This window comes from Runella sp., from assembly GCF_965279615.1.
Taxonomy (GTDB): Bacteria; Bacteroidota; Bacteroidia; order Cytophagales; family Spirosomataceae; genus Runella.
This window is the reverse complement of record NZ_OZ257252.1, coordinates 6,014,254-6,039,185: the sequence shown is the minus strand read 5'-3', so window position 1 is coordinate 6,039,185 and position 24,932 is coordinate 6,014,254. Positions and strand designations below refer to the sequence as shown.

The window sequence follows — 24,932 nt, the reverse complement described above, 5'->3', positions numbered from 1 at the left end:
GGTTTTTAAATGCCGGAAGTTTCTTCCTAAGAGTAACTTTCCGGTTTTATAAATAATTTTAATACAGTTGCATAGAAATCACGACTCCACTTGACAATTTTGTACTTTCAGGCACTTGATATAATGACATAACGTATCGTTATTCGTATGCATTAGGAAGAAGAAGAAGAATTGCTTTGCTTTATCCTGCTCATATATAGCCGCCCCAACACTTAACGGAAGAAACATTAAATGTTGGGGCGGTTGGGCTCTCAAAGATTTCATTCTATTTCGGAAACAAAGCTTCATAATGCGCCGAAGGCTCAAAAATCCCCGCACTTTGGGCATAAAATGACGCATCTGTCGGATACACCCCTTTGATTGTTTTCGTCCACGTGGCGCCGGCCCTGGGGTGATAACTCGCAAGCTTATCCCAATTTTTATAGTACTGATGCCCGTTGGTTTCCTGCAATCCGATCGACATGTTGGGAAAAGGCGGCAAACGGGCGGCAACGGATTTATTCCAATCTACTAAAATGGGATTTACCGTCAAATCAGCGCAAAAACAGGGAATGTTTTTTTCGTAAGCGTGTTGTGCAATCTTCATGGTCATGCTCAATGTTTTGGCAATGGCTTTCACGGCAATGGCTGAATATCCCTGCTCAATGCGGCGGGCGGCGTCTTCCACAGTATGGGCACTTTCGTCGGCGGCAATGCGCACGCCGAAATCGCCAACGTACACTTCATTGTCTTCCGCAAACGGTTCTTCCACCACAGCAATCTGGTCAAAAGCACCGATTTTTTTGGCATGATCCAAAAACCGCAGCAACGTATCTTTATGTTCATAACGGCCGTTTGCGTCAAAATAATACGGAATTTTTCCGCTTTTGGTATACGGTGTTTCGTAATGGCCAATGGTCTTGTGCAATGCTGTTAAGAAAGCCAGATCTTTCTCCAACATCTCTTTTTGCGTACCCGCCGCACCCGTTTTGAGTTTCAGAATAAAATAGCCTTCGTCGGCGGCGGTTTTGATGCGTTCGGCGGTAGTTCCAACGCTGAAGGACGGAATACTCGCTACCTTGTCATGCCGATACGATAAGCCCTGACGATACGCCGCCGGAATCATTTCGTCAAAGGTTTTCATGTTGTTCTCGTGTGCATACAACAGCCATGCGGCATTGTCTACGCACACCAGCGCATTGAGGGCAAAGGTTTTGCGCAAATCAGCAATTCCGGTTATCTTTTTGCCGTAAGCCAATACTTCCGGCAATACGTGTTCCAGCAAATCGACGGGGTTTGTAAAAGACGTACCTTTGATGATCTGTAATGCACGTTCGCTCATGGTGTACATGAGGGCATTGCCGGCACTTTCAGAATGTCCTGCCGCCACCCTCGCATCCGACCAAAGTACGCCCTGGGTTCCCAATCCAACTTTCCGAACACCCGATTCTGATTCCAACATGGCCACGGCCTGCCAACTGTCGGTAATCGCGCCACCTTTAAAGCGATAGGCATTGAGAGGTTCACGCTCAAAATTCGCATCTACATTCTTTATACGAATGGGCGTTTCTTTCTGTCCGGCAAACGCTGATTCCGTCATGCCCAATGCTGCCACGGTGCCTGTATATTTCATAAATTCTCGCCTGGTAAGGGAGTGAGCTTTAATAAAGTCCATATGAATCGGGAAATCAGTTCGGGATATTATTTAACGTGTACCAAGTTTCCGAAGACCACAATGACTGACTGCTGCTGCTTTTGAGTGCATCAGGCAATCGAAAATAAACGACGTGTTCTTTCTTAAGATTTGGAATTTCCAACACTATCCGGGTTCTGTCTTTTGAAACAGTCAGTTGGCTGATACTCATCGTCGTCAGATCCATTTTTGGGCCACCGTAGTTTTTGGTCGGCAAATACCACCATTGCTGAATCAGAAAATCAGTCGGTTTCAGCTTTTGTCCGGCTTTGAGCGGCTCCGTAAATTCGATCTCAAAGCCCTGCGGTTTAGCGCGTACGGCCAACATCTCGAAGGTACTTTTACCGTTATATTTTAATTTTTGAAGGCCCCTTACCCGGTCTTTCCAACTCCAACCGCCACCCACCATACCTACTTCTCCTACGTAGAGCGCTCCATCAGGTCCCCACCGCAGGCGATTTACGCCCGCTTCAAATCCCTGCGAAAACCGAAAAACAGCACCTTGGTACTCTCCATTAATTTTTTCCAGAAAATCCCGCTGAATACCGCCGTACGTCACGTCGCCATGAAGCATTTGACCTTTGTATGGGCCGTCTTTTACCAACACAGGTTCGGAAGGTGAATTGCCGATCTCGTGCTCGGGCAACCAAATAGCGGGCGGAGTCATCGGCGGAGCCGCTTCTTCACTCAGCCATCCCCACGCCATGCCGTGATAGTCTCCTTTTTTGATGTGAATGAATTTATTACCGGGCAGCCATTGCCCTTGATTATCAGTCACAAACAGTTCATTGTCAACACCCAATCCAATGCCGTTAGGAGTACGCAGACCATAATTGACGGATTCAAAACTGCCGTCCGGCGCAATTTTGAGCGTGCGGCCCCGGTCGGGCAATTGCTTTTCGTCGGGTTTGAGGCGCATGGCCATTGAGAGTGTCACATAAAAAAAGCCTTCTTTGTAGACCAATCCAAAGGCAAATTCGTGGAAATCAGCCGTGACGCCCCAACTATTGCACACCGCCCGGTATTCGTCAATAATATCATCGCCGTCGGTGTCAATCAGTTTGGTTAACTCATGTTTTTGCAATACGTAGATGTCACCGTTTACTACTTCAATTCCCAGCGGTTCGGCCAACCCCGACGCAATACGTTTAACGGTAATTTTGTTTGTATCGCCGGTAGCTACGCCATCCAATAGGTATACCCCGCCCACCTCGTCCCACGTGGTCACGAGCAATCGTCCGTCGGGCTTAAAGGCTATTGCCCCTACGCGTGGTTTAAAGTCTTTTCGGTGCAGTGTTTGAAGGTCATAACTTGGATGTACTTTTTCCAGCGGCGCACCAAAACCCGGGCTGTTCACTCTTTTTACACTAATTTCTTTATTTTCAGTAACGGGTTTACTGACAACGGCTTCTTTGGGTTTTAAAGTAAAAATATAGCTGACCATTGTTGTCAGTTCACTTTCCTTCAGCAATGCGTGCGAATTCATGACACCGTTCCCCCATACGCCCGTGCCTCCTTCCCTGATCTTATTCACCAATTGCTCCACCGACTTTTTATTGTTAGGATAGCGCTGAGCCACGCGTTGAAACGATGGACCCACTTCGTTTTCATCTACTTTGTGGCAAACAAAACAATCGCTTTTGTCCATCAACGCCCTACCTGCATGAACGGCCTTTTCGGCCGGTTTAGGCGGAAATTGCTCCGGCAGCGGTTCAAAATAAGTAGCTAAATAAGTCGTTTTGTTGGAATACAGAATAGCTATTGTATCGGTAGATTGCAAAGAAACGGTCGCACCGGCAGGAACATTTGAAGTGCTGAACATTCGCTCCAACCCCGGTTCCCCCATTTTGTTTCTTACAAATTCGGGGCGTTCTTCCACAAGAATTGTATCTTTTGAAAGGATTAACGCAAATTTCAGGTAGATCTGCTGCCGGTTGAAAGCATAGCCTTTGTACAGCACGTTAGGCAAATGTTCCTTCCCGCCGATATTTATGCGCCATTGAGGCGTTTGAATACTATCCACCCGATAAGCCGTTCCCCATGACCCGGGCTGAATGTCTTTCTTGTTGGTATAGGCTGCGCCGTCCAATGAAATACCCCCTTTCCAAACTTTGTAGAGTTTGCACTTTGCCAGATCGTAGGCTACATAACATTCTTTGTCAAGTGCTAACGTCAACATTCGGGGCTTTTTGTCCAACACCGACCGAATCGCCCACACATCAAGCGGGCGTTGAATATCTTCTCTTTGCGGCAGTTTGCCTGCTGCGAGCATCAATAGTACAACTGCCAACAGAGGCAAAATGGAGAATCGAACCTTCATGTTTTCAATCAAAAAACAAATTCTTTCTGAAACAGGAAGGCATTTATAGGGGCTATATACTTGTTTTTTAGGGTTTATTGTGTGTATTGAACATACGTAGGTGCAAACGGGCAGACGCAATCAGGGCAGACGCAAGGCCTGCCCCTACGAAACCAACCCTGTAGGGGCGGGGCTTGCCTCCGCCCATTTGCGTCTGCCCTGATTCCTATTGTTCCAAGTACTTTTTCAAAGCCACGTTCACAATAGATGTCCAACCTTCGGCAAAGTTGCTGCTTGCGAAGTCTTTGTTAGACAGATCAAATGTTTCCAAGCCTTCGTGCGTAAGCACTAATTTGGTCTTATTGCCTTCTTCAAACAATTCAAACGTGACCAGTGTGTCGCCGGAATACCCATCATAACGCCAAGTATACGCAAGTTTCTTCTCCTTAATGACTTCGGTGATTTGGCAAACATGCAGGTATTGTATACCATCTTTACGCCCTCCATAGAATCGAAACTCAAACCCTTTTTCGGCTTTGAATTCCGGCAACTTAAAATACCACTGTTTCATTTGTTCGTTGTTGGTAAGTGCTTCCCACACTTTTTGAATCGGCGCGTCAAACACGCGCTCAATCTTTACGTCCTGTTTTGTCATGGCGTTAGTCGTTTTGATTTGTTTTTAAAAAATTATCCAGTGCATCCAATTTAGTTTCCCAGAAGATACGATACTGTTCTATCCATTCAGCTACTTCGTTCAGTTTGTCCAGTTTGGCTTCACAATACCGCTCCCGCCCTTCCTTTTTGATGATAATGAGTCCACATTGAGTCAGAATTTTGATGTGTTTTGAAATAGCAGGCCGACTGATGTCAAACTTTTCAGCTACCGCATTTAGATTCAGGGTTTGGTGCGCAATAAGGTTAATGATATTACGCCTTGTCGGGTCGGCAATTGCCTGAAAAACATCTCGTCTCATTGTTTAGTGCTATTTAAGTAACCAATCGGTTACAAATTTAAATGTAACCTTTCGGTTACGCAAATTTTTTATAATTATTTTTATGACAAATACTATCAAAGTAAGCGATGTTCAAATTGGCAGCAGCTCCGTTGAAATATTGGAAAGTTTTAAAATTTCGAGGGAACTGTTAACCCAAGAGGCTGGATTTCGTTCGCTGCTTACGGCCTGAAGAAGGATATTTACACCCGACATAGTGCCATTTTTTGTCGATGTAATACAATATTTTCGTCTACAAAATTGGTATTTTCGTAGACGAATATTAAATTGCTTCGCGATTCGCAAACCCCAATGTTCATTTATAGTTAACAATTCCCGGAAGGCGCATAAAGTCAAATTCCGTTGAGTAAAGGTAACCGTCGTTCCAACGGTAAACCTATTCAGATGTTTGGCCTTTTGTGCTTTGACGAATAGGAGAAAAATAAAAAATAATTATTACTCATTTTTAATGAGTTCTTAAGTAATGAGAGATTTTTTTGTGGAGAATTAATGTGTGTGTGTTTCTAATAGCCTAACCTAATGTCGAAGTTTTTAGGGTTTTTTCGTTCAGAAAAAACCATCCTTGCTGTCTATTTATTGATAGCGCTGATTACCTATATCCAATGTTTGGTGTTAGGAAAAAGCAGTTATAACAACTTCACCATCTTTCGGGAGGCTTTTTTTCATTTGGTTAATCATCAAAATCTCCATCTTGAATATCCTGCTCAGTACTACGATCTTTTTCTTTATACTCCGGCCTTTACTGTCTTCTTTCTTCCGTTCAGTTTACCGCCGGTCGCTGTCGGGCTATTTTTATGGCTGATTTTCAGTACTTTATTTAGTTTTTGGGCTATCAAAAAACTACCTGTTTCTCAAGACTCAAAAGTATTCATCTGGTGGTTTTGCCTCTTGGAACTTAATACCAGCCTTCATAATGTTCAGACCAATTCGAGTATTGCGGCCCTTTGCCTGTTGACTTTCGCCTGTTTAGAACGTCGGTTGCTTTTTTGGGCGGCATTGTGTCCTGCCATTGCCTTCTGCATCAAAGGATATGGGGTGATCGTAGTGGTTTTGTATTTGTTTTATCCCGAAAAAATAAAGACCGGCGGCTATTTTATACTATGTCTGGCGGCGCTGATGTTGTTGCCTTTGCCTTTTACAGGAGCACAACGTTGGGTAGAAATCTATCAGGAATGGTACGAATGCCTTCAATCAGACCGCAAAGTAAACATTGGGTTGGGTGTAATGGGTGTATTGAATGTTTTCTTCCCCGGAAAAATCAATATTCTTCTCGTTCAGATAGCAGGCATTTTAGGCCTGCTACTGACCACCGGCATTTTGTATTGGTTCTCGGCCGCAAGCCGGCAGATCAGATTACGTTGGCAATTTTTAGCTTATCTGCTTATTTGGGTGATTATCTTTAACCACGCAGCTGAGTCTGCCTCTTATATTACCGCTATTTCAGGGGTAGCCGTTTGGTATGTTTTCAGTGATCGTACCGGAATCGACAAATTCTGGCTGGCCTTCGTTTTCTTCTTTTCTATTCTTGCTCCTTTCGACGTTTATCCATCTTTCATAAGAAGCCATTTCTTCGGTCCCTATTGTATTAAAGCGATTGGCTGCATCGGTGTCTGGTGCAGTTTACAACTATCCCTATTAAAACAAACTAATCTATGGTATCCGAAGTCTATTTGAGTATCATTACCCCCTGTTACAATCCTCCTGCTGAGTGGCTTACGGCATATTTGGAACAGGTACGAGCGATTGAAAATACTTTTGAGGATTTATCAATCGAATTCATCATTGTTAATGACGGCTCTAAAAAAGATCTGTCGCCGCTTTTTTCACCATTGCCCTACCCTTCGCTTAAGTGGGTCAGTTATTCCCGTAATTGCGGTAAAGGATATGCCATCCGGGAAGGCGTGAAACATGCCTCGGGGCGCTACATTATTTATACCGATCTTGATTTTCCTTTCGGTACAGATTGTATTCAACAAATTTGTGATCGGCTTCAGAATGGGTATGAATTGGTGGTGGGAAAACGTTCAAAGGATTATTTTGACAAGCTATCTCTGAAACGTCAGGTGATTTCAAGAACCCTGAAAGCCATGAATTATTTATGGCTACCGCAGGAATTAACAGATACACAGGCAGGTATCAAAGGATTCAAAAAAGAGCTTAAATACCTTTTTTTACGGAATCAGACCAATTCCTTCGTGTTTGAGATCGAATTTTTGATTAGGGCCTCACGTTTGCAGAATTTGGAATATACCACCGTGACCGTTGCTCCCAACGAAAATATTACATTCAGTAATTTCTCCATTGGGGTCATCGGCAAAGAAATCCAAAGCCTGTTTCGCATCTTGTATCCTAAGGTAAATACCATGCAATCGGAAGAGAAAGCGTTAAAAGAGAACCGCAAGGCAAACCTCAAGAGGAACATTGCATAATCAAAATCTACGGACAAAATCGTGAAGGCAATTTTATTAACGTTTGACGTCGAAGAATTTGATATTCCGCAGGAATACGGTATAGACATGCCTATGGAACAGCAAATGGCGGTTTCCCGAATAGGCTTAGAATCGCTGCTGAGTATTTTAGAGAAATACCGGGCAAAGGCTACTTTTTTTTGTACGGCAAATTTTGCACTTCATCACCCTGAACTCATTCGAAAGATAGCTCAGGATCATGAAGTAGCGTCTCATTCTTTTTACCATGATTACCGTAAACCCACCACTTGGGAGGATATAAAAGCGTCAAAAGAGGTGTTGGAACAAATCATACAAAAACCCGTATGGGGCTTCCGAATGCCCCGTCTGATGCGCTTTGATATTGCCGATCTGGCAAAATATGGGTACCAATACGATGCCTCCCTTAATCCTACCTATCTGCCCGGGCGGTATAACTTCTTTTTCAAAAAGGCACAGCCGCATCTAATAGGGAATATTCTGGAAATTCCGTCGTCTGTGTTGCCGTGGCTGCGATTGCCTTTATTTTGGATCATGTTCAAAAACATCCCCTTGGGTCTATATAAGCGATTATGCGCAATTACCCTGAAACGTCGTCATTTTTTATCGCTCTACTTCCACCCTTGGGAGTTTTCCGATCTAACTACCTACCCGATCCCTTCTTATGTGAAAAAGAAATCGGGAAGAGTACTTTTAGACCAATTTGAAGAATTGTTGATTTTTTTATCCGGCCAAAAAGCCACATTTATAAGTTGTCATGAACTCCAAAATCATGAGCAGCGAAAGGGACTTTCTTATAAAAAGGCGCTTGCAGAGGAGACTGTCATCAAATCATAAGGCGTATTTGTACTTTGATAAAAGTCAGCATTTAACGCCTCGAACGATGAGCATAGCGGCAGAGGCGTTAAATGTTTTATCTTAGACAACATCAATCTTGATTCGTCCCTGAATAATATCCTTGACAAACTTCACTAACGGAGCAAAAAATCCTGCTTTTTTCATAGTACGAAATGTTTATAAGTAAACGAAGGTTTATGATTTTCTTGACTTCCGAATGGGTTTGCCATACTTCTGCATCATTTCTTTGGCGTGATTCCGACGCACATTTACCTTTTGATTCTTTTCGGATTTTTCGTGAAAAGCCCCACCAAACGTGTCACTCTTTACTATTTTCAAGTTAATGATCTTTGTGTAACCGGTGTCTTTTTCTTCAGCGGTCAGATCTTCCGAGATCTCGAGCAATTTAGGCAAAGGGCTTATCGGAATCGGTTGCTTCATCAAGGCTTCGATGGCCTCCTGTTGCTCTTTCTCTTTTTCAGTGATAAAACTGATGGCGATCCCTTTTTTATCTACTCTACCCGTACGCCCAATGCGGTGAATATAGGTTTCAGGAAGTTCGGGTAAATCAAAATTGATCACGTGCGACACTTCCGATACATCCAATCCGCGCGCGATCACGTCAGTAGCGATCAGCACTTTGCACGCTCCGCTTTGAAAGCGTTCAACTGCTTCAAAACGCTGAGTTTGGGCTTTGTTGGAATGAATCACGCTGACCGTTTCACCAAATTCTTTCTCCAATTGTTCAAACAACTGATTCGCCAATGCTTTGGTAGCCACAAATACCAATACCTTGACCATTTCAGGGTCGTGGCCTAAGAGAAGCTCCAACAGATTTACTTTAGTATAAAAGTTAGGCAACTGATATGCCGTTTGGTATATATTATCCAACGGTGTGCCGGCGGGCGCTGCTTCTACTTTGACAGGATGGTGAAAATATTCCTGCATCAATTGCTCAACCTCTTCGGTGATGGTGGCCGAAAACAGAAGGTTTTGGCGTTTTTCCGGTAACGTATCCAGAATGAGTTTCAACTGCGCCCGAAAGCCCAAATTGAGCATTTCATCGGCCTCATCAATGATGAATTTTTTCACGGCTTTGGGCTTGATCACGCCACTTGATAGAAAATCCACCAAACGCCCGGGAGTTGCCACAAGCACATCTACGCCCTGAGCAACCTCTGCTACCTGCGGTTTCATATTCACACCTCCGTACACTCCTACTACGAGCAGGTTCATGTAGGTGGTTAATTTCTTCACCGATTCTACTACCTGAACTACCAGTTCGCGTGTGGGAACCAATACTATGATCTGCGGATTTTTTTCTTTTGAAAACTGAAATTGCCGAAGGCAGGGCAGTAAGTAAGCAAGGGTTTTGCCCGTGCCCGTTTGTGCAATACCATACACATCCTGTCCCGACATTACCACCGAAAACACCTTTTGCTGAATGGCAGTAGGGGTTGTAAAGCCCAAGTCATTGATGGCATTGAGTAGTGGTTTATTGAGATTTAATTCGTCGAAAGTCATACCTATGCATTTAAAATAAAGGGCAAAGGTACAGGTAATCAGCGGGATTTACATAAAAAGCCCTGAATCAAGGCAGCAGTTTTTATTTCACGATCTTTAATTCATCCTTCACATTACCCTTCGGATCAAGGCAGCGGTAGGTCAATTCGTTTTTGTCAATACGAATGTGCTGATACACCGGGCCACTCTGAAAACGGGCCGCTGCGTAAGGTTCTTCCGGCCAATTTTTGTGGTGGCTCGGAATGCTGATAGAGATGGTGTAGATCGTTCCCTGAGCCGGAGAAGCTGCCGGTTTTTCGGCATACATCGGCTTGCTGCGCATGTAATAATGCACGTGGCCGCTCATGACCATATCAACATGATAACGGTCAAACAGCACACCCCATTCTTTGCGAATATTCGCGTAATTTTCTTCAAAATTGTAAGGCGGAAAATGCAACATGACAAACTTCCACTTGGCTTTACTTTGAGAAAGTTGTTTTTCAATCCAAGCGGTTTGATCATCTACCAGAAATGTCCCATCAAGCATGACAAACAAAGCATTTTGGTAATTGAAGGCATATGTACGCTCTGTTGGCAGCTTATCGGGGCCATTGACGGGCAAACTGAACATGTTTTGGTACATGGCCGCCCCCAAACCATCCTGACTGTCGTGATTGCCGGGAATCGGCATAAAAGGTTTTTGGCTGAAAATTTTTCCTGAATGCTGAAAAAACTCATCCCATTCGTTACGGTCAAGGCCTGTACTGACCAAGTCGCCGATGACAGAATAAAAAGAAATCTCAGGGTGCCTTTCCAGCGTTTGACGGGCCATGTTGCCCCAGTCAGCCGATTTGTGGGTATCGCCAAACCAGATGAACGAAAATGCTTCCGGTTTCGCGGCTTCGGTTTTAAAAGAACTTACTTCCGACCAACCGCCGTCGGATGAACCTACGCGATAATAATAATTGGTAGCGGGAATAAGATGGGAAAGATGGGCCGTAAAACGCTGAATATAACGGTCGTTACGTAAGAGGCGGTCTTCCATCGTAAACGGAGAAGCAGCGGTTACCAACGTATCCGACGAAGATTTTGTCCAATACTGCACTTTTCCGGTATTCACGTTTGATTTGGTACGCCATTGCACATTGATGGTCGTGGTGGGATCAGCACTCCAAGTAAGCAACAATTGATCGGGCTTATTAACGGCGGGATATTCGGTTTGGCGAAAAGCTTTTACTAAATGGGCTTCTCGTGCGCGCCCGCGAACGGTTGTCAACAATAATTGCCCCTGTAGCTTTGAGGGAACTTCTGTAAGCGTCAGTTCATCCCAATCATGGTACGTAAACGCCCCTACTTTCATCTCTTCAAAATGCTGATGTGCCGGAAAAATATTCGACAGCACAGGTTTGTCGCCGGTTTTCTGCGGCCCGACACTCAAAAAATAGACCGGACGGTGCTTATCAAATCCATTGACCCCCAGTTCTATCTTCCCTTTTGGAAAACTCTTTTGCCATACTTCATAGGTATACTCATCATTTTTGACCAGCATGGCTGTTTTGCGAAAACCACTTTTTTCAAGCCAAAAAGGCCGAATTTTCTGATCCTGATCGTGCATAAGCGAAACAACCACCGGCACATTGACATCAAACGTCCAATAACGAGTAGCCAGCGTTTGTTTTTCTTCTTCCGAAAGAAAGGTTAAGATATACGAATCGGAAAGTGTGTCGAGTTGAGCAGGAGTAAATTTCCTGTATAACCTGGTCACAACCTCGTCCATGACCGATTGCACTGTGTGTTGAGGCTTGAAAGTAACACGAGCAATCATGCCTGACATCAACACAGTCGTCAATAAACTTGCGGCAAAAAAGAGTTTGATTTTCATAGCGTTACACTATTTCGCAGGATATTGTTTATCCAACCACTTCACCATTTTGTCAAATACATCTACTGCCGCAGAAGCACTCATGCCATGTTTTTCGTGGGGGTACAATTCCAATTGAGTCAACACGCCCAACGATTGAAGCTTTTTATGCAAATTTTCGGCTTGGCTTACATTTACCAACGGGTCTTCAACGCCGTGAAATGAGATCGTAGGTACGGCCGTTTCTTTGGTGAGATGAAGCAACGGGCTCGCATCCACACAAATCTTTGCTTTAGGGTCGGCCTCGCCCAGGAACCGAATGACGGTATTGTTGGCATCGCTCCCGTCGGCGCGTACAGACTTGTCTGTCAAATCGGTTGGTCCCCAAAGATTGACAACGGTTTTAACCTGTTTATACGGGTCATGTGCGTAGGCATACAACATGGCTAAATGTGCGCCCGCGCTACCGCCCATGAGCGCAAATTCATTGCCATTGTAACGATACCTTTTCGATTGAGCAGATAAAAAAGCAATGACCTTTTTAACGTCCTGAATCTGGGCAGGGAAAAGATTTTTTCCGTCTTTGACCAAACGGTAATTCATCGAAACAACAATATATCCTTTCTTTCCAACCAATTCATCAATCAGTTGTTTCGGAAATTCGCTTTTATCACCCCTGCTCCATGAACCTCCGTGAATGTACACGATCACTTTGGTATCAGGTGTATGATTTTCAGGGATATACGCATCGAATTTATTTTCATCGTTTTCGGCATACCCGTACGACACATCCATCAATGATTGGTAGGCCGGCTTTTTAGGGACATTAACAGCATTTTTAGCTATTCCATCGCGCCACCCGTTGGTTTTCAGGTAGTTTACCAGCGCCTCGGGGTTATCGGTTTGTACGCCCTGCACTCCCTTATTCAGTGCCGAATCCCACGCATCCTTACCTTCAGACGGGCTCTGAACGTCCAGCCAAACGGCGGTGCCCTCTTCTTGAGCGGTTTGCCCCATGGCCTGTTCACCGATATTATCCAAAACTTCTATTTTGGCCTGACCCAAAAAGAATTTAAGTTGTTGGCTGTTTTTTATTTCTTCCGGCAGGCTCGTCATCAAGGGCATTTGAGGCGCTATGCTGCGCCATTGCTTATAGTAGGGTATCTTGTTGAGATACACCACTATTTGCTTTTCCATGCCTTCTTCCTGAATCTGTTTCCAGGTTTCGGCCACATCAGCTTCTTTGAAATCCAGGTAAATATTGATCCGATTCTTACAGACTTTCAGTACTTCCCGAAACGTCGGAATTCGATAAACAGTTGCGTCACCGGCTTTGGGGCTTTTGAGTTGCAGTTGGCTTAATTCGGCCAAAGTTTTGTCTTTCACATTCCCTGTAGCATTGGTCATGCGGTCTAACGTCCCGTCATGATGAATGACCAAAACACCGTCTTTGCTTGTACGCACATCTATTTCTGTATAATCTGCGCCGCTTTTGATAGCTTCTTCGTAGGAGGCAAGGGAATTTTCGGGAACATTGACGTGATTGCCACGGTGAGAGATCACCACAAACTTATTCTTGGAAGTTGGCAGCGGAGCTAAAGTGCTTTGCGCATAACTGCTGAAAACCAGTGCTGTTATTACTAAAAACAACAGAGATTTAGACGTGTATTTTATCATTATAATTTACTTTCGCAGGTAGTTCGAATAAATAATGCCGAGCTGAAGAAAGCTCATGCGTTGAAAAACAGGTGAATAAAATCAGAAAAGACTACTTCTCCTGCTGCACACCGGCAGCATTTACGTTTTCGGAAAGCAATTCATTGAAATATTGCTCCAATACTTCCGAGTAAGCGGGCGACATCTCCTTTTCCCCAATACCTGCCAAAAATTCTTCGAGTTCACCCAGTGACATCTCGTTGCGCATTAGCTTACCAATCAAATATTCAGGACGGTTACTTTCCATTATTTTTTTGGCTTGTTACATGTATATATACTTAGATGCAATCATAAAGGGCTATTATAAATCCATTAAATTTAATTTTTCAATTAACGAATAGGACAAAAACACCGTTTTGCGAAAAAATACCTACCTTTAAATATGCAATCCTCTCTCTTTCAGCAATTTTAACAGTAATTCAGGTTCATCGGTCTGGATCACATTAGCGCCGTTTTTTAACAATTGATCAAGGGCTTCGCTTTGTTTGCCGGTGCGCAATAATCCATCAATACTTCCCAATGCATTGATCCATACTCGCGCTCCGCGTTTTTTAATAAGATTGACGACTTCGGGAGTGTAAAACGAAAAATCAATGTGTACTACTTCCGGTTTGAAGAGCGTAATGGCGGAATCGGCCATTGCTTTGGAGTGCGCACGGGGCATGAGCATGTATTTCTTATCGACCTTGTCCACAAACTTCAACGCATCATAATCGCTGTCAAAGTAAAAAACAATATCTTCGGTCTTGGTCTTTTTCACTACCTCAATGATCGGTCCCAGTTTATCGGTTTTCAGGTCCAGATCTACCAAAATGCGCCCTTTTGCCAATCGTAACACTTCTTCAAGCGTCGGTATCTTTTCATTCGTTTTTTCACCCCTGACCATTAAGTTATAACTTCGAACCTGCTCCAACGTCATGTCTTCAGGATTGCCTTTACCGTTGGTTGTGCGGTCAATTTTGCCATCGTGCATCAATACCGGTACTCTATCAGTGGTCACTTTCACATCGATCTCAATGATATCAACGCCCAATCGAATGGCCTCCTGCACCGCAGGAATTGAGTTTTCGGGAAAAACATTGTGGGTTGCGCGGTGGGAAGCTACCAACACTGTCTTGGAATTGGTTGTCAGAAAATCCTTTTTAATGTCTGCAACGTTACGTAATGCTATGGCAGCGATACTTCCGACAACAATGGTTACTCCCAAAAAGGGGACAATGATTCTGTTTTTCATGGGAAATGCTTATTTACTAAACAATACCTCCGAAATTCATAAAAAGACTAATTTTTGTCTGTTTTTTTATTGATCAAATTGTCGGAATTTCATTTGAAACCCTGAACGCCGGTCATTTATCAACGCATATAAATGCACTATTTTAACCACATCTACTGAACACATAAACATGGTATTTTCGAAAGAAGGAAACAAAAAGAATGCCTGACAAAACAACTGCTTTAGATTGGCAAAAGGCAGATACATACATTGAGCAGAAATTTAAGGACATTTGAAATAACCGGCCGCAGCCGTTGCTCACAACCCGACCGGTGGACGTTAAAGCAATACTTTTTTATTCAACACGTTCCATTTTGAAGTCCTATTAAAAGCACAAACCCCGACCAAAAGATCGGGGTTTGAAAAATCGAACGGTATTTATGGGTAAATAAATAATGATCATAATCAATGGGTGCAAAAATACAACATAATTGAATAAAAGATATGACAATTAGTTATTTTTTATCCTCACAAATCTATAGTTTACCCTACAATACGCCTTTGGGATCGGTCAAAAATACGCGCGTGCTGACAGTATAGGTACCTCCTTTTGGGTTCTTGTATTTCATATCTACATAAAATGCTTTGTAGCCGCTGCCGGTGTATGACTCCTGCAATTTGATATTTGATTTATTGGAAATACCAAGACTGCGGCTTGTCCATTTATCATTTCTAAAATCTTTGTCGGTCGAATTGGCCGTCCAAACCACCGCATCCACCAGATCACTTGGTGCCGTTTTAATCGCCAGATTGATTCCTTTTTTGGTGGAAGAGATATTCCAGGTAGGCGTTGGGTACTCTTTCTTATCCAACGTAGTACCAAAAAACGCGCTCAATGCTTCCATCGCCTGTGCACCGCCGCCAAGATCATGGCCGGCATTTGGTACATAATGGATCATGTTCTTGCCGGGAATTTGGCTATAGTAATGTTTAATAGCATCCACCGTCCAGTATTCATCGTTGGTTCCGATAAAGATCAATTTAGGGACGGTCAATTTGGCGCGGTACGAGTAAGGATCTACCATCGTCGTAATGGCATTTCCCTGGGGCGTATTGGCCGATTGCGGAATTTCAAGTTTTACATAATCTTCGATCTGGATGCTGTATTCGCCGTAAGATTTCAATTGATACTCAAGCGTAGCCGGCATATTCAGCATATCGATCACCATTGGAGCAATGGCTTTTACCCGATTATCATCAATGGCTGCCGACAGCCAAGTGGTCCAACCGCGCTTCGATGCACCCGTTACAAGAAAGCCGTTTACGTCGTGTTTAAGCGTTTGTTTCGAAAACTCCTGAACAGCAGTCATGGCTTTTACAGCGCTTTTTACCATTGGAAAAAGCAACGGCCATGAATAATCACCGTCTTTTTTGAAGTTGTGTAAGGTATAAGAAATCAAGGCATCTTCGGTCAGTTTTCCATAAAGCGGTTGATTAGGTGCCTGTTTCAGCAATGCCACAATGGCTTTATTCTTGGAAGCGATTCCCGCAAGCGGAATCCACATTTTATCCGCTTTGCTCCAGTTAGGTTGCTCTTCTTTGTTTGAGCCACCCGTAATGAACAACATTGCCCCATCGTGCAGGTTTTCTTTGGGAACCAAAACGGTCAATTGGTGTCTCCACGTGATACCTCTCCATTTTTGAGAAGTCAACAGCAAGTTATATCCTGTCACATCATCACCCATTGGGAAAGAGTCTTTGAGTTCCCAAGTGAAGGTATTATCTCCGTTGTTAATGTAACTTTTCAGGGCTGTTTCGGGAGTAATTGCCTGTTGGGCGTTGAGTTGATAAGCGCCTGCAAAAAGGCAGAATAAGGCAATAAAAAATGATTTACGCATGGTTTTTAAGAATTGAGGAAGTATTACGGTTAACAAATAATTTTTCAGCCTTTTATTCAGGTTTGGGGCTTTCTTTGACCAATTTGAGGGCATACTCCATGTAAAGTTCGCCCGTCATTTCGCCCAAACTGGTACGGCTCACGTAATCGTAGCGTTTGAAACTGTTGAAATCCACTTTGGTGAGCATGTAGCCGTAAGCGTCGTTGGTCAATCCAAAAAGGAAAGGCAATTTGGTGTTCATGTGCCGTTTGAGGTAAAAACCAATGTTCGGCAGGGCTTCGCCGGGAATGGTCAGAATCTGAGCAGGCCCAATGTTCAGTAGGTTCAACTGCGCGCTGACGGCGTCAGGTTTTGCATTGGGGTGTTTGAGCGGAGAGTTTTTAAGAATGTATTTCATCATGTCTGATTCTACGGGAAACTCTACCTTCCGAGACGTGCAATACAACGCCGGATTTTCGATGGGTGAGGCCGTACTTATAATACGCAAAGCTTCGTCGCCAAGCAATTCACCGATACGAATGCACTCTTCCCACGTATTGGCCTCGGTATTTGCTTCGCGGCGTGTATCTGCTGTGACCATACCGCCCTGTGCACCATTCATAAACAGTGCCATGCCACCGCCTTTCGATTCGATGCGGTCGTACAATGGCCCGCACAGATCAGGGCTTAAAATACCTCTTCCCGAACCGATCACTTCGGGGTGAATGGCATAATTTACCAACGTTGCGATGGGTTTGCCTGATTTGGAAATGGCCTGAATGACTCCGCAACGAGGGTCGTATAAGTCAGCAGCGTAGTAATTATAAGCGATCTTTCCTTTTGCTTCGCCAACGGCGATTTTCAACGAAGCCGGCTCCAATTTGGTTACTGCTTCGTTGACTGCTTCGGCAATTTTTTTGACACAATCTTCCAGATAATTTAAATCCGCCGATGTTTTACCGCTTTGGTCGGGAAACGCGTACGCATCAGGGCCGCTGTGCGTATGTGTGCAGCCGATCAACACATTTTCGGGCGGGATGCCTTTGATCAATGCCCTTGAGCGATTGCCCAGAATGGAGGACCAACCTAAATTATCCACGCTAACGATTGCCACGCGAGTGCCTGCTTTTTCCAGCACCAGCACACGGGCAAACAAATCACCTTTTTTCTCCGTTGCTTTCTTGGGCGTACCAATGCCTCCCGAAACCGGGAGCAACGGGTTAGGAGTAATAAGGCGCAACGTAGCCGCAGCCTTAAACTCTTGCGCACCGGCAGTATAACAAATTAAAAAGAGAAGTAAATAACCTATTTTTTTCATACAAATAGAACGCATAGTTTTCGAAAAAGAGTAAAAAAAGGGTGGACATGCTCCACCCTTTTTTTGTTCAACTAACCCAAAAAATTACCAAGGTTTACCTGTACCTTGTACTACCCATGGTTTTGACCATGGACTGTTTTTACCGTCAATGGTTGAATAAGACGTAGTTTCAAGCTTACTCATTGCTGATTCAGTATTTGTTTTGTTCAAATTACGTTCGTCCAGCATGTAATAGAATCGTACAGGCAGTACACTGCGTTTCGATTGTGAACCGGTTTTCAGTTCAGGGAAACCGGTACGACGATAATCAAACCACGCTTCCTGTGCTGCGGTCCAGCTGGAGATCCATTTTTGTTCAATGATCTGCTTCAACGTGCCATTGTATTTAGCATCAGCTCCGGCAATATAGGCTGCATAACCGCTCGTTACGCCCCAAGTATCAAAAGACGCTTTAACACCGGCTTCGTAGTTGGTTTTGGCATCACCCGCAGCCCAGCCTTTTAATGCCGCTTCGGCCAGAATAAAACGTACTTCTGCCGCCGACATCAACCGCGATTTCAACAATGTGCCTTTGGGTTGACGATAAATATCATTCAACCAGGAAACGTGCGGATTTTTGGCACCTTGTTCAGCAGTCGGGCTTAGGTTATAGGTAGGCCCACCCAACATGGCTGTTGGAAGTCCAACGTATTCGTTTGTATTGTACTCTTTCCCCTCTACTTTATCAGGTGACAAATAACGCTTGTTGCCGTCGATCTTATCGGTTCCTTTTGGAAGAGTTGGGTCAACAACGAGTTGAATTTGTACCTTGTTAGCCCATATTCCTAAACGTGGGTCTTTCAAAACAAGGAGTCTGTCTACCAAGGTAGCAGCCATTTTGATACGACGGTAATTGCTTTCGCTGGCATCGTATGCCGTAGTGGCAGGCCATGAATCTGATTCACTGTTTCCCGCAAAAGGCATTGCGGCATCGTCGGCAATCGCAGTTATGATAGGGTACTGTGTAGCATTGGCAATAATTTTCTCAATACCGGCTTTGGCAACGTCCGGTTTTTTAGATGAGATACGCAGGTAATAACGGAGAGCCAACGAATTAGCCAGTTTTCTCCACTTAGCAGGGGCACCCTGATAATACACATCGGCAGTACCGACAGTAACCGTATAATCGGTTGCGTTTTTGGAAAGCAACGTATTGGCTTTTTCCAGATCGGCCAGAATACCGGTATAGATCACTTCCTGCGAATCGTAGGCAGGGAATGTGTTTTCGGCGCCTCCAACAGAGCCTTTCAGCGCATTGGTATAAGGTGCATCTCCCCATAGATCGGTGATCAGGCCAAACATCATTGACTTCATTACCAAGGCAATGCCTTGATGCAATTCAGAATTCATGGCAACGCCGCGGTCATACACGTACTGGTTGTTACGCAAAATATCGTAGTAACCGGCCCAACTTTGGCTACCACCCCAATCGTAATCATTGTGGCTACCGCTCCACCCATCTTTTTGAGTGTGTTGCATTACTCCGGCAAGATCCTGATAGCCTAAGTTTACAAATGCTTTTCCGGCTTCGGTCAATACCGTTGACAGTACAAGGTTGGGGTTGGCAGTGGCGGGATCAACCCCGTTGGGGTTCACGTTCAGTTCGGTAAGATCCTTGCAGGAAAATACCGTACAAGAAAACAGCGCCACGAAACAGGTAATTTTAAATGTGTTGAATTTCATCACTTTATCCGTTAATGTTTTCTTAGAATGTTAAATTCAATTTAACTCCGACAGGAATCACCCAAGGGTTAACATTGTAACGTTCGATCCCCTGTTTGAATTGGCTGCCACCCTGAACACCTGCTTCCGGTTGGAATGCATTTTCAGGATCAATGTTAATTTTAGCGGCTGTCCAGAGAATGATGTTTCTGCTGTAGACCGAGAAGTTAGCACTTTGTACCCCTACTTTTTTCAACAAATTCTGAGGCAGATCGTAGCCTAATGTGATCTCTCTCAATTTGAGGAAAGAAGCATCATACAAAAACGCTCTTGTAAATGACCATGCCGTGCTGCCCGCAAATGGAAGGATAGCAGTACCTGTTCCGCCTAAGTTTTCTTTAAAGCCGGTTGGGTTACCGTTGGCATCATACCCGGTAGCAAGTACACCGGGAATAAATACACCACCATGCGGCAAGGTATATGGGCCGTATTTGAAAGGATAACCGCCATAATCAGGCGTTGGTCCACCTACCAATGGGAAATAATTTCCGTGAATACGAATAAGTTCGTCCTGATTGGCAACCAAGTAATTACGCAACGCATCACCGGTCAAGCCGTTAGGGTTGATGAGCTTATCCAAAAACAATTGAGATTGGCCGTTCTCTTCGCCGTAACGATAGGTTTGTGATACAAAATCACCGCCATTTCTCCAGTCAAACGACATGCTTAGGCTAAAGCCTTTGTACGAAACCGATGTTTGCAATCCCATGATAAATTTAGGATTGAAGTTACCGATCTTATTTTTAGTGTTGATAGCATCAATTGACTGCCATTTACCCGTTTGATCTAAGATAGGATAGCCATAATAAGGAGATTCTTTGTTTTCGACCGTTACGATCTTGGCGTCATAAATATCTCCGATCTGCTCGCCTACGTATGTCCATGCTCCGCCTTTGGCATCTGTCCATAAAGTATAGTAAGGCAGATCATCAGAAAGCGACTTGATCGTGGTACGGTTACGAGTCCAGTTAGTGCTCAAGTCCCATCTCCAGTTATTTTTATCTACGATGGTTCCGCCCAAGCTCAATTCAAACCCTTTGCTCATGAGCAAACCTGCATTGATGTTTTTCAACGAATACCCTGACGAAGGAGGGAGTTTAGTACTCAGGATCTGGTTACGGTTTTCAACCATGTAATAAGTACCCGAGAAGCGCAAACGGTTTTTGAATAAATTCAAATCGATTCCGCTTTCGTAAGAAGTTACAATTTCAGGTTTCAGGTCTGAGATAAGGAGCGTACCGGGAGTCGATAAACGAGGAACACCATCCCATGTACCGGCATTGCCCAACGTTCCCAATAATTGATAAGGATTGGCATCGTTACCTACTTGCGCAAATCCTGTTCTCAGTTTTAACATACTGATCTGGCTCGTCAATGGCAACATTTCATTGACCAACAAACTCAACGAAGCCGATGGGTAGAAATAAGAGCGGTTGGCTGCAGGAAGGGTACTCGACCAGTCATTACGAGCGGTTACGTCCAGAAATATCATGTCTTTGAAACCGATATTGGCCAATCCGTAAACACTGTACATAGCACGCTGAAACCAACTGCTGTTGTAGTCCAGGTTGGCAGGGGCGATATTTTGGATATTATACACGCCGGGTACGATCAAACCGGTTCCGCTTTTTGTAGCGTTGGTTACGTTAGAACCTTTCTGATAACGGGAGTTTCCACCAACCGATACTGAAAAGTTAAAACTCTTCAGGTCTTTTTTATAAGTAGCCAAAAAATCGGCATTGCTTTCAAAATTGGCAATATTGATCAAACCATAGGCACCGCGTGGGTCGCCGGTATAGCTATTCGCCACTTTCATCTCACGTTCTTCTTTGTACGTATCAACGGCATAGCGGCCCATAAGACTAAACTCCGGCGTAATTTGCCAGTCGGCCCGTACGTTTCCAAAAACGCGATCACGCACAAAGCTGTTGTTGACCTCATAGGCTAAGAAATAAGGGTTGTTCCAAATTCCTTTGTATTGTGAACGCTGCTGAAGTCCTTCCTGACCGGGCAACCAATAGTCTTTAAGATCAGTGATATCAATATGGGGAGAAACCGCATACGCCCATTGAAGCGGGTTGGTACCACGGTTACCGGCAGGACGGTTGTTGGAATTGGAACGGCTCAGATCAAGGTTGCTGCTAAGTCTGAGTTTTTCGTTGACTTTTACCGATGTATTCAGGTTAATCGTGTTTCTGAACAGATCGGAATTAGGGATAATTCCCCGGTTCTGCATATTTGAATACGACAAACGATAGTTAAAAAGATCGTTGCTGTTGGCTACCGATACACCATTGGTGGTTGTAATCCCTGTTTGAACAAAGTTCTTTACGTTGTTGGCATGAGAAACCAAAGGCATGGCAATGGGTTTTCCGTTTGCATCAAGCGGGCTGTTCCATTGTACTTCTGAATACCCTTTGTCTAACGCTGCACCGTAAGTAGCTCCAACTTCTTCCTGAATCAATTTCCCGAAAGGGTTACTGAGCGGATTACCGCTTACCGACGCCGGAATAGCCGAATATTGACCCGGACCAAATTGGGTCTGCCATTTCAGGAATTTATAAGGATTATCAAAAACAGTGTTGGAGGTAATGGATACGGTCATTTTTTTGACCTTTGCTCCGCTTTTGGTAGTGATCAATACTACACCGTGGCCGGCACGTGAGCCGTACAAGGCGGCCGCACTTGGCCCTTTCAGGATGGAAACACTTTCGATATCATCAGGGTTAAGGCTGGAGATGGAATTACCAAAATCCGCTCTGTTATCCGTTCCTACCTGACTGATGTTATTAAGTGTATTGGCAATAGGTACGCCATCAACCACAAACAGCGGCTGGTTGTCGCTACCGAGAGAAGTTGCTCCCCGAATCACCATACTCACCGACGAACCTGTACCACCGGTCGAACTTACTGTTACCCCGGCAACTTTCCCCGCCATGGCATTCAGGACGTTTTCCTGCGCTACGCGGTTGAGCTCTTTGCTGTCAATTTTTCCTACCGAATAACCCAGTGACTTTTCTTCGCGTTTGATTCCAAGCGCCGTTACGACTACCTCTTTGAGGTTTTCAGCACTCGGCGCCAAAGAAACGTCGATGACGCTTCTGGCGCCAACCGCTATTTCCTGGGCGGTGTATCCCACAAACGAATAAATCAAAACCGGATCTTTCCCTGAAACCTCAATCGAATAGGCTCCGGTACCGTTGGTAGTGGTTCCTTTTTGAGTTCCTTTCAAAATAATATTCACCCCGGGCATGCCGGTACCGTCTTCCCCGGAGGTGATTTTGCCGGTGACAGTTCGAGTTTGTGCCCAAGCCGTAGATAAGCACAACCCCGCAACCACTGTCAAACTAAGCAAACACCTCAACGTACGTTGTAGAAAAGTAGAGCTAATAATCATGGTCCTTATTGGTTAAAGAAGTTCTATACCTCAATACCGGCAAACCCAATAATAAGACTACTCTGCATGAAGAATTTTTTTAAAAAAATGTACTATTTAACGATAAATTAAAAATATTATAACAATTTCTTCATCTTGAGAATTTATGCCTACAAAAAAGTATAAAAGTTAAGGTATTATCTATCAGCCAATTGCGATTAATGAATTGTGCTTCTTTCATTAACTCCCGGACGAACTCGTCGGAAAATGTTAAAACTATCCCAAAAAAACGGAGGCGGAAGTATATACCTCCGCCTCTCAGCAAACTACCAATTGTGCTTATTACTTTCTATTAACTAAGAATTTACCACTGTTTTCTATTCTTATTGTAATAGCCAAATCTTTGAGAATTGGTCATCAACTGCCGGTGCCAACGTGCCTACTCCGAGGTCATAAGCTGTTCTGTTTTGTCCCAGTTCATTGCCCGGATAGCGATAACGGAGTGGGAAAGGAAAACCGCTCAAACGTCCGTTGTTGAAAATGTTTGGTAAGCCGGTTCTGCGCAGATCCAAATAAGCTTCTGCCGAAACAGTGAACAATGCCAACCATTTTTGTTCTGCAATTTTTGCCAATTGGCCTGCTTTATCAGCAGGGAGGGCAATGCTTGTCTGAGCCAAATAAGTATTAATATCCGCTTGTTTTACGCCCCAACGAAGCATTGAGTTGGTAATTCCTTTGCGATAATACGTATCGGCACTTCCTGAGATCAGGCCTTTTGCGGCTGCTTCAGCCAGAAGAAACTGTACTTCGTCGCTGTTCATGATCTGGGCTTTCAGCAAATTGTGTTTGTTCTGTCTGAACAATTGAGAGAACTGAGAAACTTTAAAGTTACCCACAACACCCCCTGCGGCCGTATTGTAGTGCCCGTTTCCGTTTTTCCAGTCACTCAACATTCCCGCAATGAATCCAACATAAAGCTTGTCGGTATCGGTGATATTTGAGGTCTGAGCCGCGATTTCCTTATTGGTAAGATCCAGGTATTCCCATTTAGAAGTATACGTAAATCCGTTCGGGTCAGTCGTTGTTACCGTAACACCGTTTTGCGCTTTATCGGTTGTCCAGGGATTCTCAACGGGAGCTATCCATACATTCATACGGGGATCTTTCAGTTCCGCTAATTTATCCACCAACGTTTTGCAGGGTCTTCTTTTGTTGAACTCGTCTACTGAACCCCAGTTGATGTTGCCGCCTTTCCAAGAGTTATCGGCCGTTACGCCTACATAAGCGATGGAAGCGTTCTCGGTGGCATCGGTAAGCAAAGGTGAATTCAACAAAGTAGTTATTCTGGTGCCTGCATCCGTCATTTTACCTGAAGCACGCATAAGCAGACGCAACTTGAGGGAATTGGCAAATTTGATCCACTTTGTCTTGTCACCGGCAAACATCAGGTCATAGCTCTTGTCGATGGGTTCTGTACCCGCCGTCATCAGCGCCGTAGCATCATCCAGTTCTTTGAGCAAACCGGTATACGTTGCCTGCTGTTTATCATACTTAGGATACAAGATTCCTTCGCGCGCTTTTAGTGCTTCTGTGTAATATACATCCCCATAAAAATCGGTCATGAACGAGAACAGCAATACGCGGAAAGTAACAAAGATACCTTTGTGCGTTTTAGAAGCTCTTTTATCAGCCAATCCAATGGAACCATCCACCAGTTTCAGGATATTCATGGCCGAATACATATCGTCGATGGGCGATCTAAAGCCGGCATAGAAGTTATCGCTGCTTTGATAGTTACTTTGCATGTGCTGTACAGCACTGGGAAGTCTGCGGTTATCAAAGCTCATATTTTGGTAAAAGAGCGAAGTTTGCTTGATAACGGAAGCCAACAAATAGGGGTCATTGACCGATTCTACCGCATCCAATTGCTGCACGGTATCGTTGATCCGTAATTCATCGTTACTACAGGAAAACATCCCTGCCAGTAAGACCATTGCGAATGTTTTAAAAAATGGTTTCATATCTTGTATCGTACA

17 protein-coding genes are annotated in these 24,932 nt (G+C 44.2%); 3 read left to right on the top strand and 14 right to left on the bottom strand.

Translation table 11 applies throughout. The features are described 5' to 3' along the window. Window positions 1–265: 265 nt before the first annotated feature. The 4 genes from ACQY73_RS25315 to ACQY73_RS25300 form a co-directional block, all read right to left on the bottom strand. Entirely contained in the window at window positions 266–1,612 is a 1,347-nt protein-coding gene (locus ACQY73_RS25315) for an enolase C-terminal domain-like protein (RefSeq protein WP_428656406.1), read from the bottom strand. A 55-nt stretch (window positions 1,613–1,667) separates the two neighbouring features. Further along, on the bottom strand, window positions 1,668–3,992 hold the full coding sequence (locus tag ACQY73_RS25310) for a c-type cytochrome (RefSeq protein ID WP_428656404.1): 2,325 nt from the start codon (window positions 3,990–3,992) through the stop codon (window positions 1,668–1,670). Window positions 3,993–4,197: 205 nt separating this feature from the next. Further along, the gene (locus ACQY73_RS25305; RefSeq protein WP_428656402.1) at window positions 4,198–4,626 is read right to left on the bottom strand and encodes an SRPBCC family protein; all 429 of its coding nucleotides are present in this window, start codon (window positions 4,624–4,626) and stop codon (window positions 4,198–4,200) included. Between the two features lie 4 nt (window positions 4,627–4,630). Continuing rightward, window positions 4,631–4,945 carry an ArsR/SmtB family transcription factor gene (locus tag ACQY73_RS25300; RefSeq protein WP_428656400.1) on the bottom strand — a complete coding sequence of 105 codons (315 nt, stop codon included), beginning with the start codon at window positions 4,943–4,945 and terminating at the stop codon, window positions 4,631–4,633. Between the two features lie 558 nt (window positions 4,946–5,503). Here ACQY73_RS25300 and ACQY73_RS25295 point away from each other — a divergent pair. The 3 genes from ACQY73_RS25295 to ACQY73_RS25285 are packed head-to-tail and all read left to right on the top strand — an operon-like array spanning window position 5,504 to window position 8,268. Then, window positions 5,504–6,658 (top strand): glycosyltransferase family 87 protein, encoded by a 1,155-nt coding sequence (locus ACQY73_RS25295; protein WP_428656398.1) that lies wholly within the window; start codon window positions 5,504–5,506, stop codon window positions 6,656–6,658. After that, complete coding sequence (locus tag ACQY73_RS25290; RefSeq protein ID WP_428656395.1) at window positions 6,637–7,413, top strand: glycosyltransferase family 2 protein; 777 nt, start codon at window positions 6,637–6,639, stop codon at window positions 7,411–7,413. The genes ACQY73_RS25295 and ACQY73_RS25290 overlap by 22 nt, the downstream gene beginning before the upstream one ends. Window positions 7,414–7,434: 21 nt before the next feature. After that, window positions 7,435–8,268 (top strand): polysaccharide deacetylase family protein, encoded by an 834-nt coding sequence (locus tag ACQY73_RS25285; protein ID WP_428656392.1) that lies wholly within the window; start codon window positions 7,435–7,437, stop codon window positions 8,266–8,268. A 195-nt stretch (window positions 8,269–8,463) separates the two neighbouring features. Here the strand turns inward: ACQY73_RS25285 and ACQY73_RS25280 are convergent, their stop codons facing one another. From ACQY73_RS25280 to ACQY73_RS25235, 10 genes are all read right to left on the bottom strand, one after another. Next, the gene (locus ACQY73_RS25280; RefSeq protein WP_428656390.1) at window positions 8,464–9,792 is read right to left on the bottom strand and encodes a DEAD/DEAH box helicase; all 1,329 of its coding nucleotides are present in this window, start codon (window positions 9,790–9,792) and stop codon (window positions 8,464–8,466) included. 82 nt (window positions 9,793–9,874) lie between these two features. After that, complete coding sequence (locus ACQY73_RS25275; protein WP_428656387.1) at window positions 9,875–11,656, bottom strand: fibronectin type III domain-containing protein; 1,782 nt, start codon at window positions 11,654–11,656, stop codon at window positions 9,875–9,877. Between the two features lie 9 nt (window positions 11,657–11,665). After that, entirely contained in the window at window positions 11,666–13,312 is a 1,647-nt protein-coding gene (locus ACQY73_RS25270) for a glycerophosphodiester phosphodiesterase family protein (RefSeq protein ID WP_428656385.1), read from the bottom strand. Window positions 13,313–13,403: 91 nt separating this feature from the next. Then, on the bottom strand, window positions 13,404–13,598 hold the full coding sequence (locus ACQY73_RS25265) for a hypothetical protein (protein ID WP_428656382.1): 195 nt from the start codon (window positions 13,596–13,598) through the stop codon (window positions 13,404–13,406). 129 nt (window positions 13,599–13,727) lie between these two features. Further along, complete coding sequence (locus ACQY73_RS25260; RefSeq protein WP_428656380.1) at window positions 13,728–14,585, bottom strand: glycerophosphodiester phosphodiesterase family protein; 858 nt, start codon at window positions 14,583–14,585, stop codon at window positions 13,728–13,730. Window positions 14,586–15,112: 527 nt separating this feature from the next. Beyond that, complete coding sequence (locus ACQY73_RS25255; RefSeq protein ID WP_428656378.1) at window positions 15,113–16,462, bottom strand: PhoPQ-activated pathogenicity-related family protein; 1,350 nt, start codon at window positions 16,460–16,462, stop codon at window positions 15,113–15,115. Between the two features lie 52 nt (window positions 16,463–16,514). After that, window positions 16,515–17,759: a hypothetical protein gene (locus tag ACQY73_RS25250; protein WP_428656375.1), complete on the bottom strand. Its 1,245-nt coding sequence runs from the start codon at window positions 17,757–17,759 to the stop codon at window positions 16,515–16,517. An 84-nt stretch (window positions 17,760–17,843) separates the two neighbouring features. Further along, window positions 17,844–19,481, bottom strand: coding sequence for a SusD/RagB family nutrient-binding outer membrane lipoprotein (locus ACQY73_RS25245; RefSeq protein ID WP_428656373.1), 1,638 nt, complete (start codon window positions 19,479–19,481; stop codon window positions 17,844–17,846). Window positions 19,482–19,503: 22 nt separating this feature from the next. Beyond that, window positions 19,504–22,917: a SusC/RagA family TonB-linked outer membrane protein gene (locus ACQY73_RS25240; protein ID WP_428656371.1), complete on the bottom strand. Its 3,414-nt coding sequence runs from the start codon at window positions 22,915–22,917 to the stop codon at window positions 19,504–19,506. Between the two features lie 362 nt (window positions 22,918–23,279). Beyond that, window positions 23,280–24,917, bottom strand: coding sequence for a SusD/RagB family nutrient-binding outer membrane lipoprotein (locus ACQY73_RS25235; RefSeq protein WP_428656368.1), 1,638 nt, complete (start codon window positions 24,915–24,917; stop codon window positions 23,280–23,282). Between the last annotated feature and the right edge of the window lie 15 nt (window positions 24,918–24,932).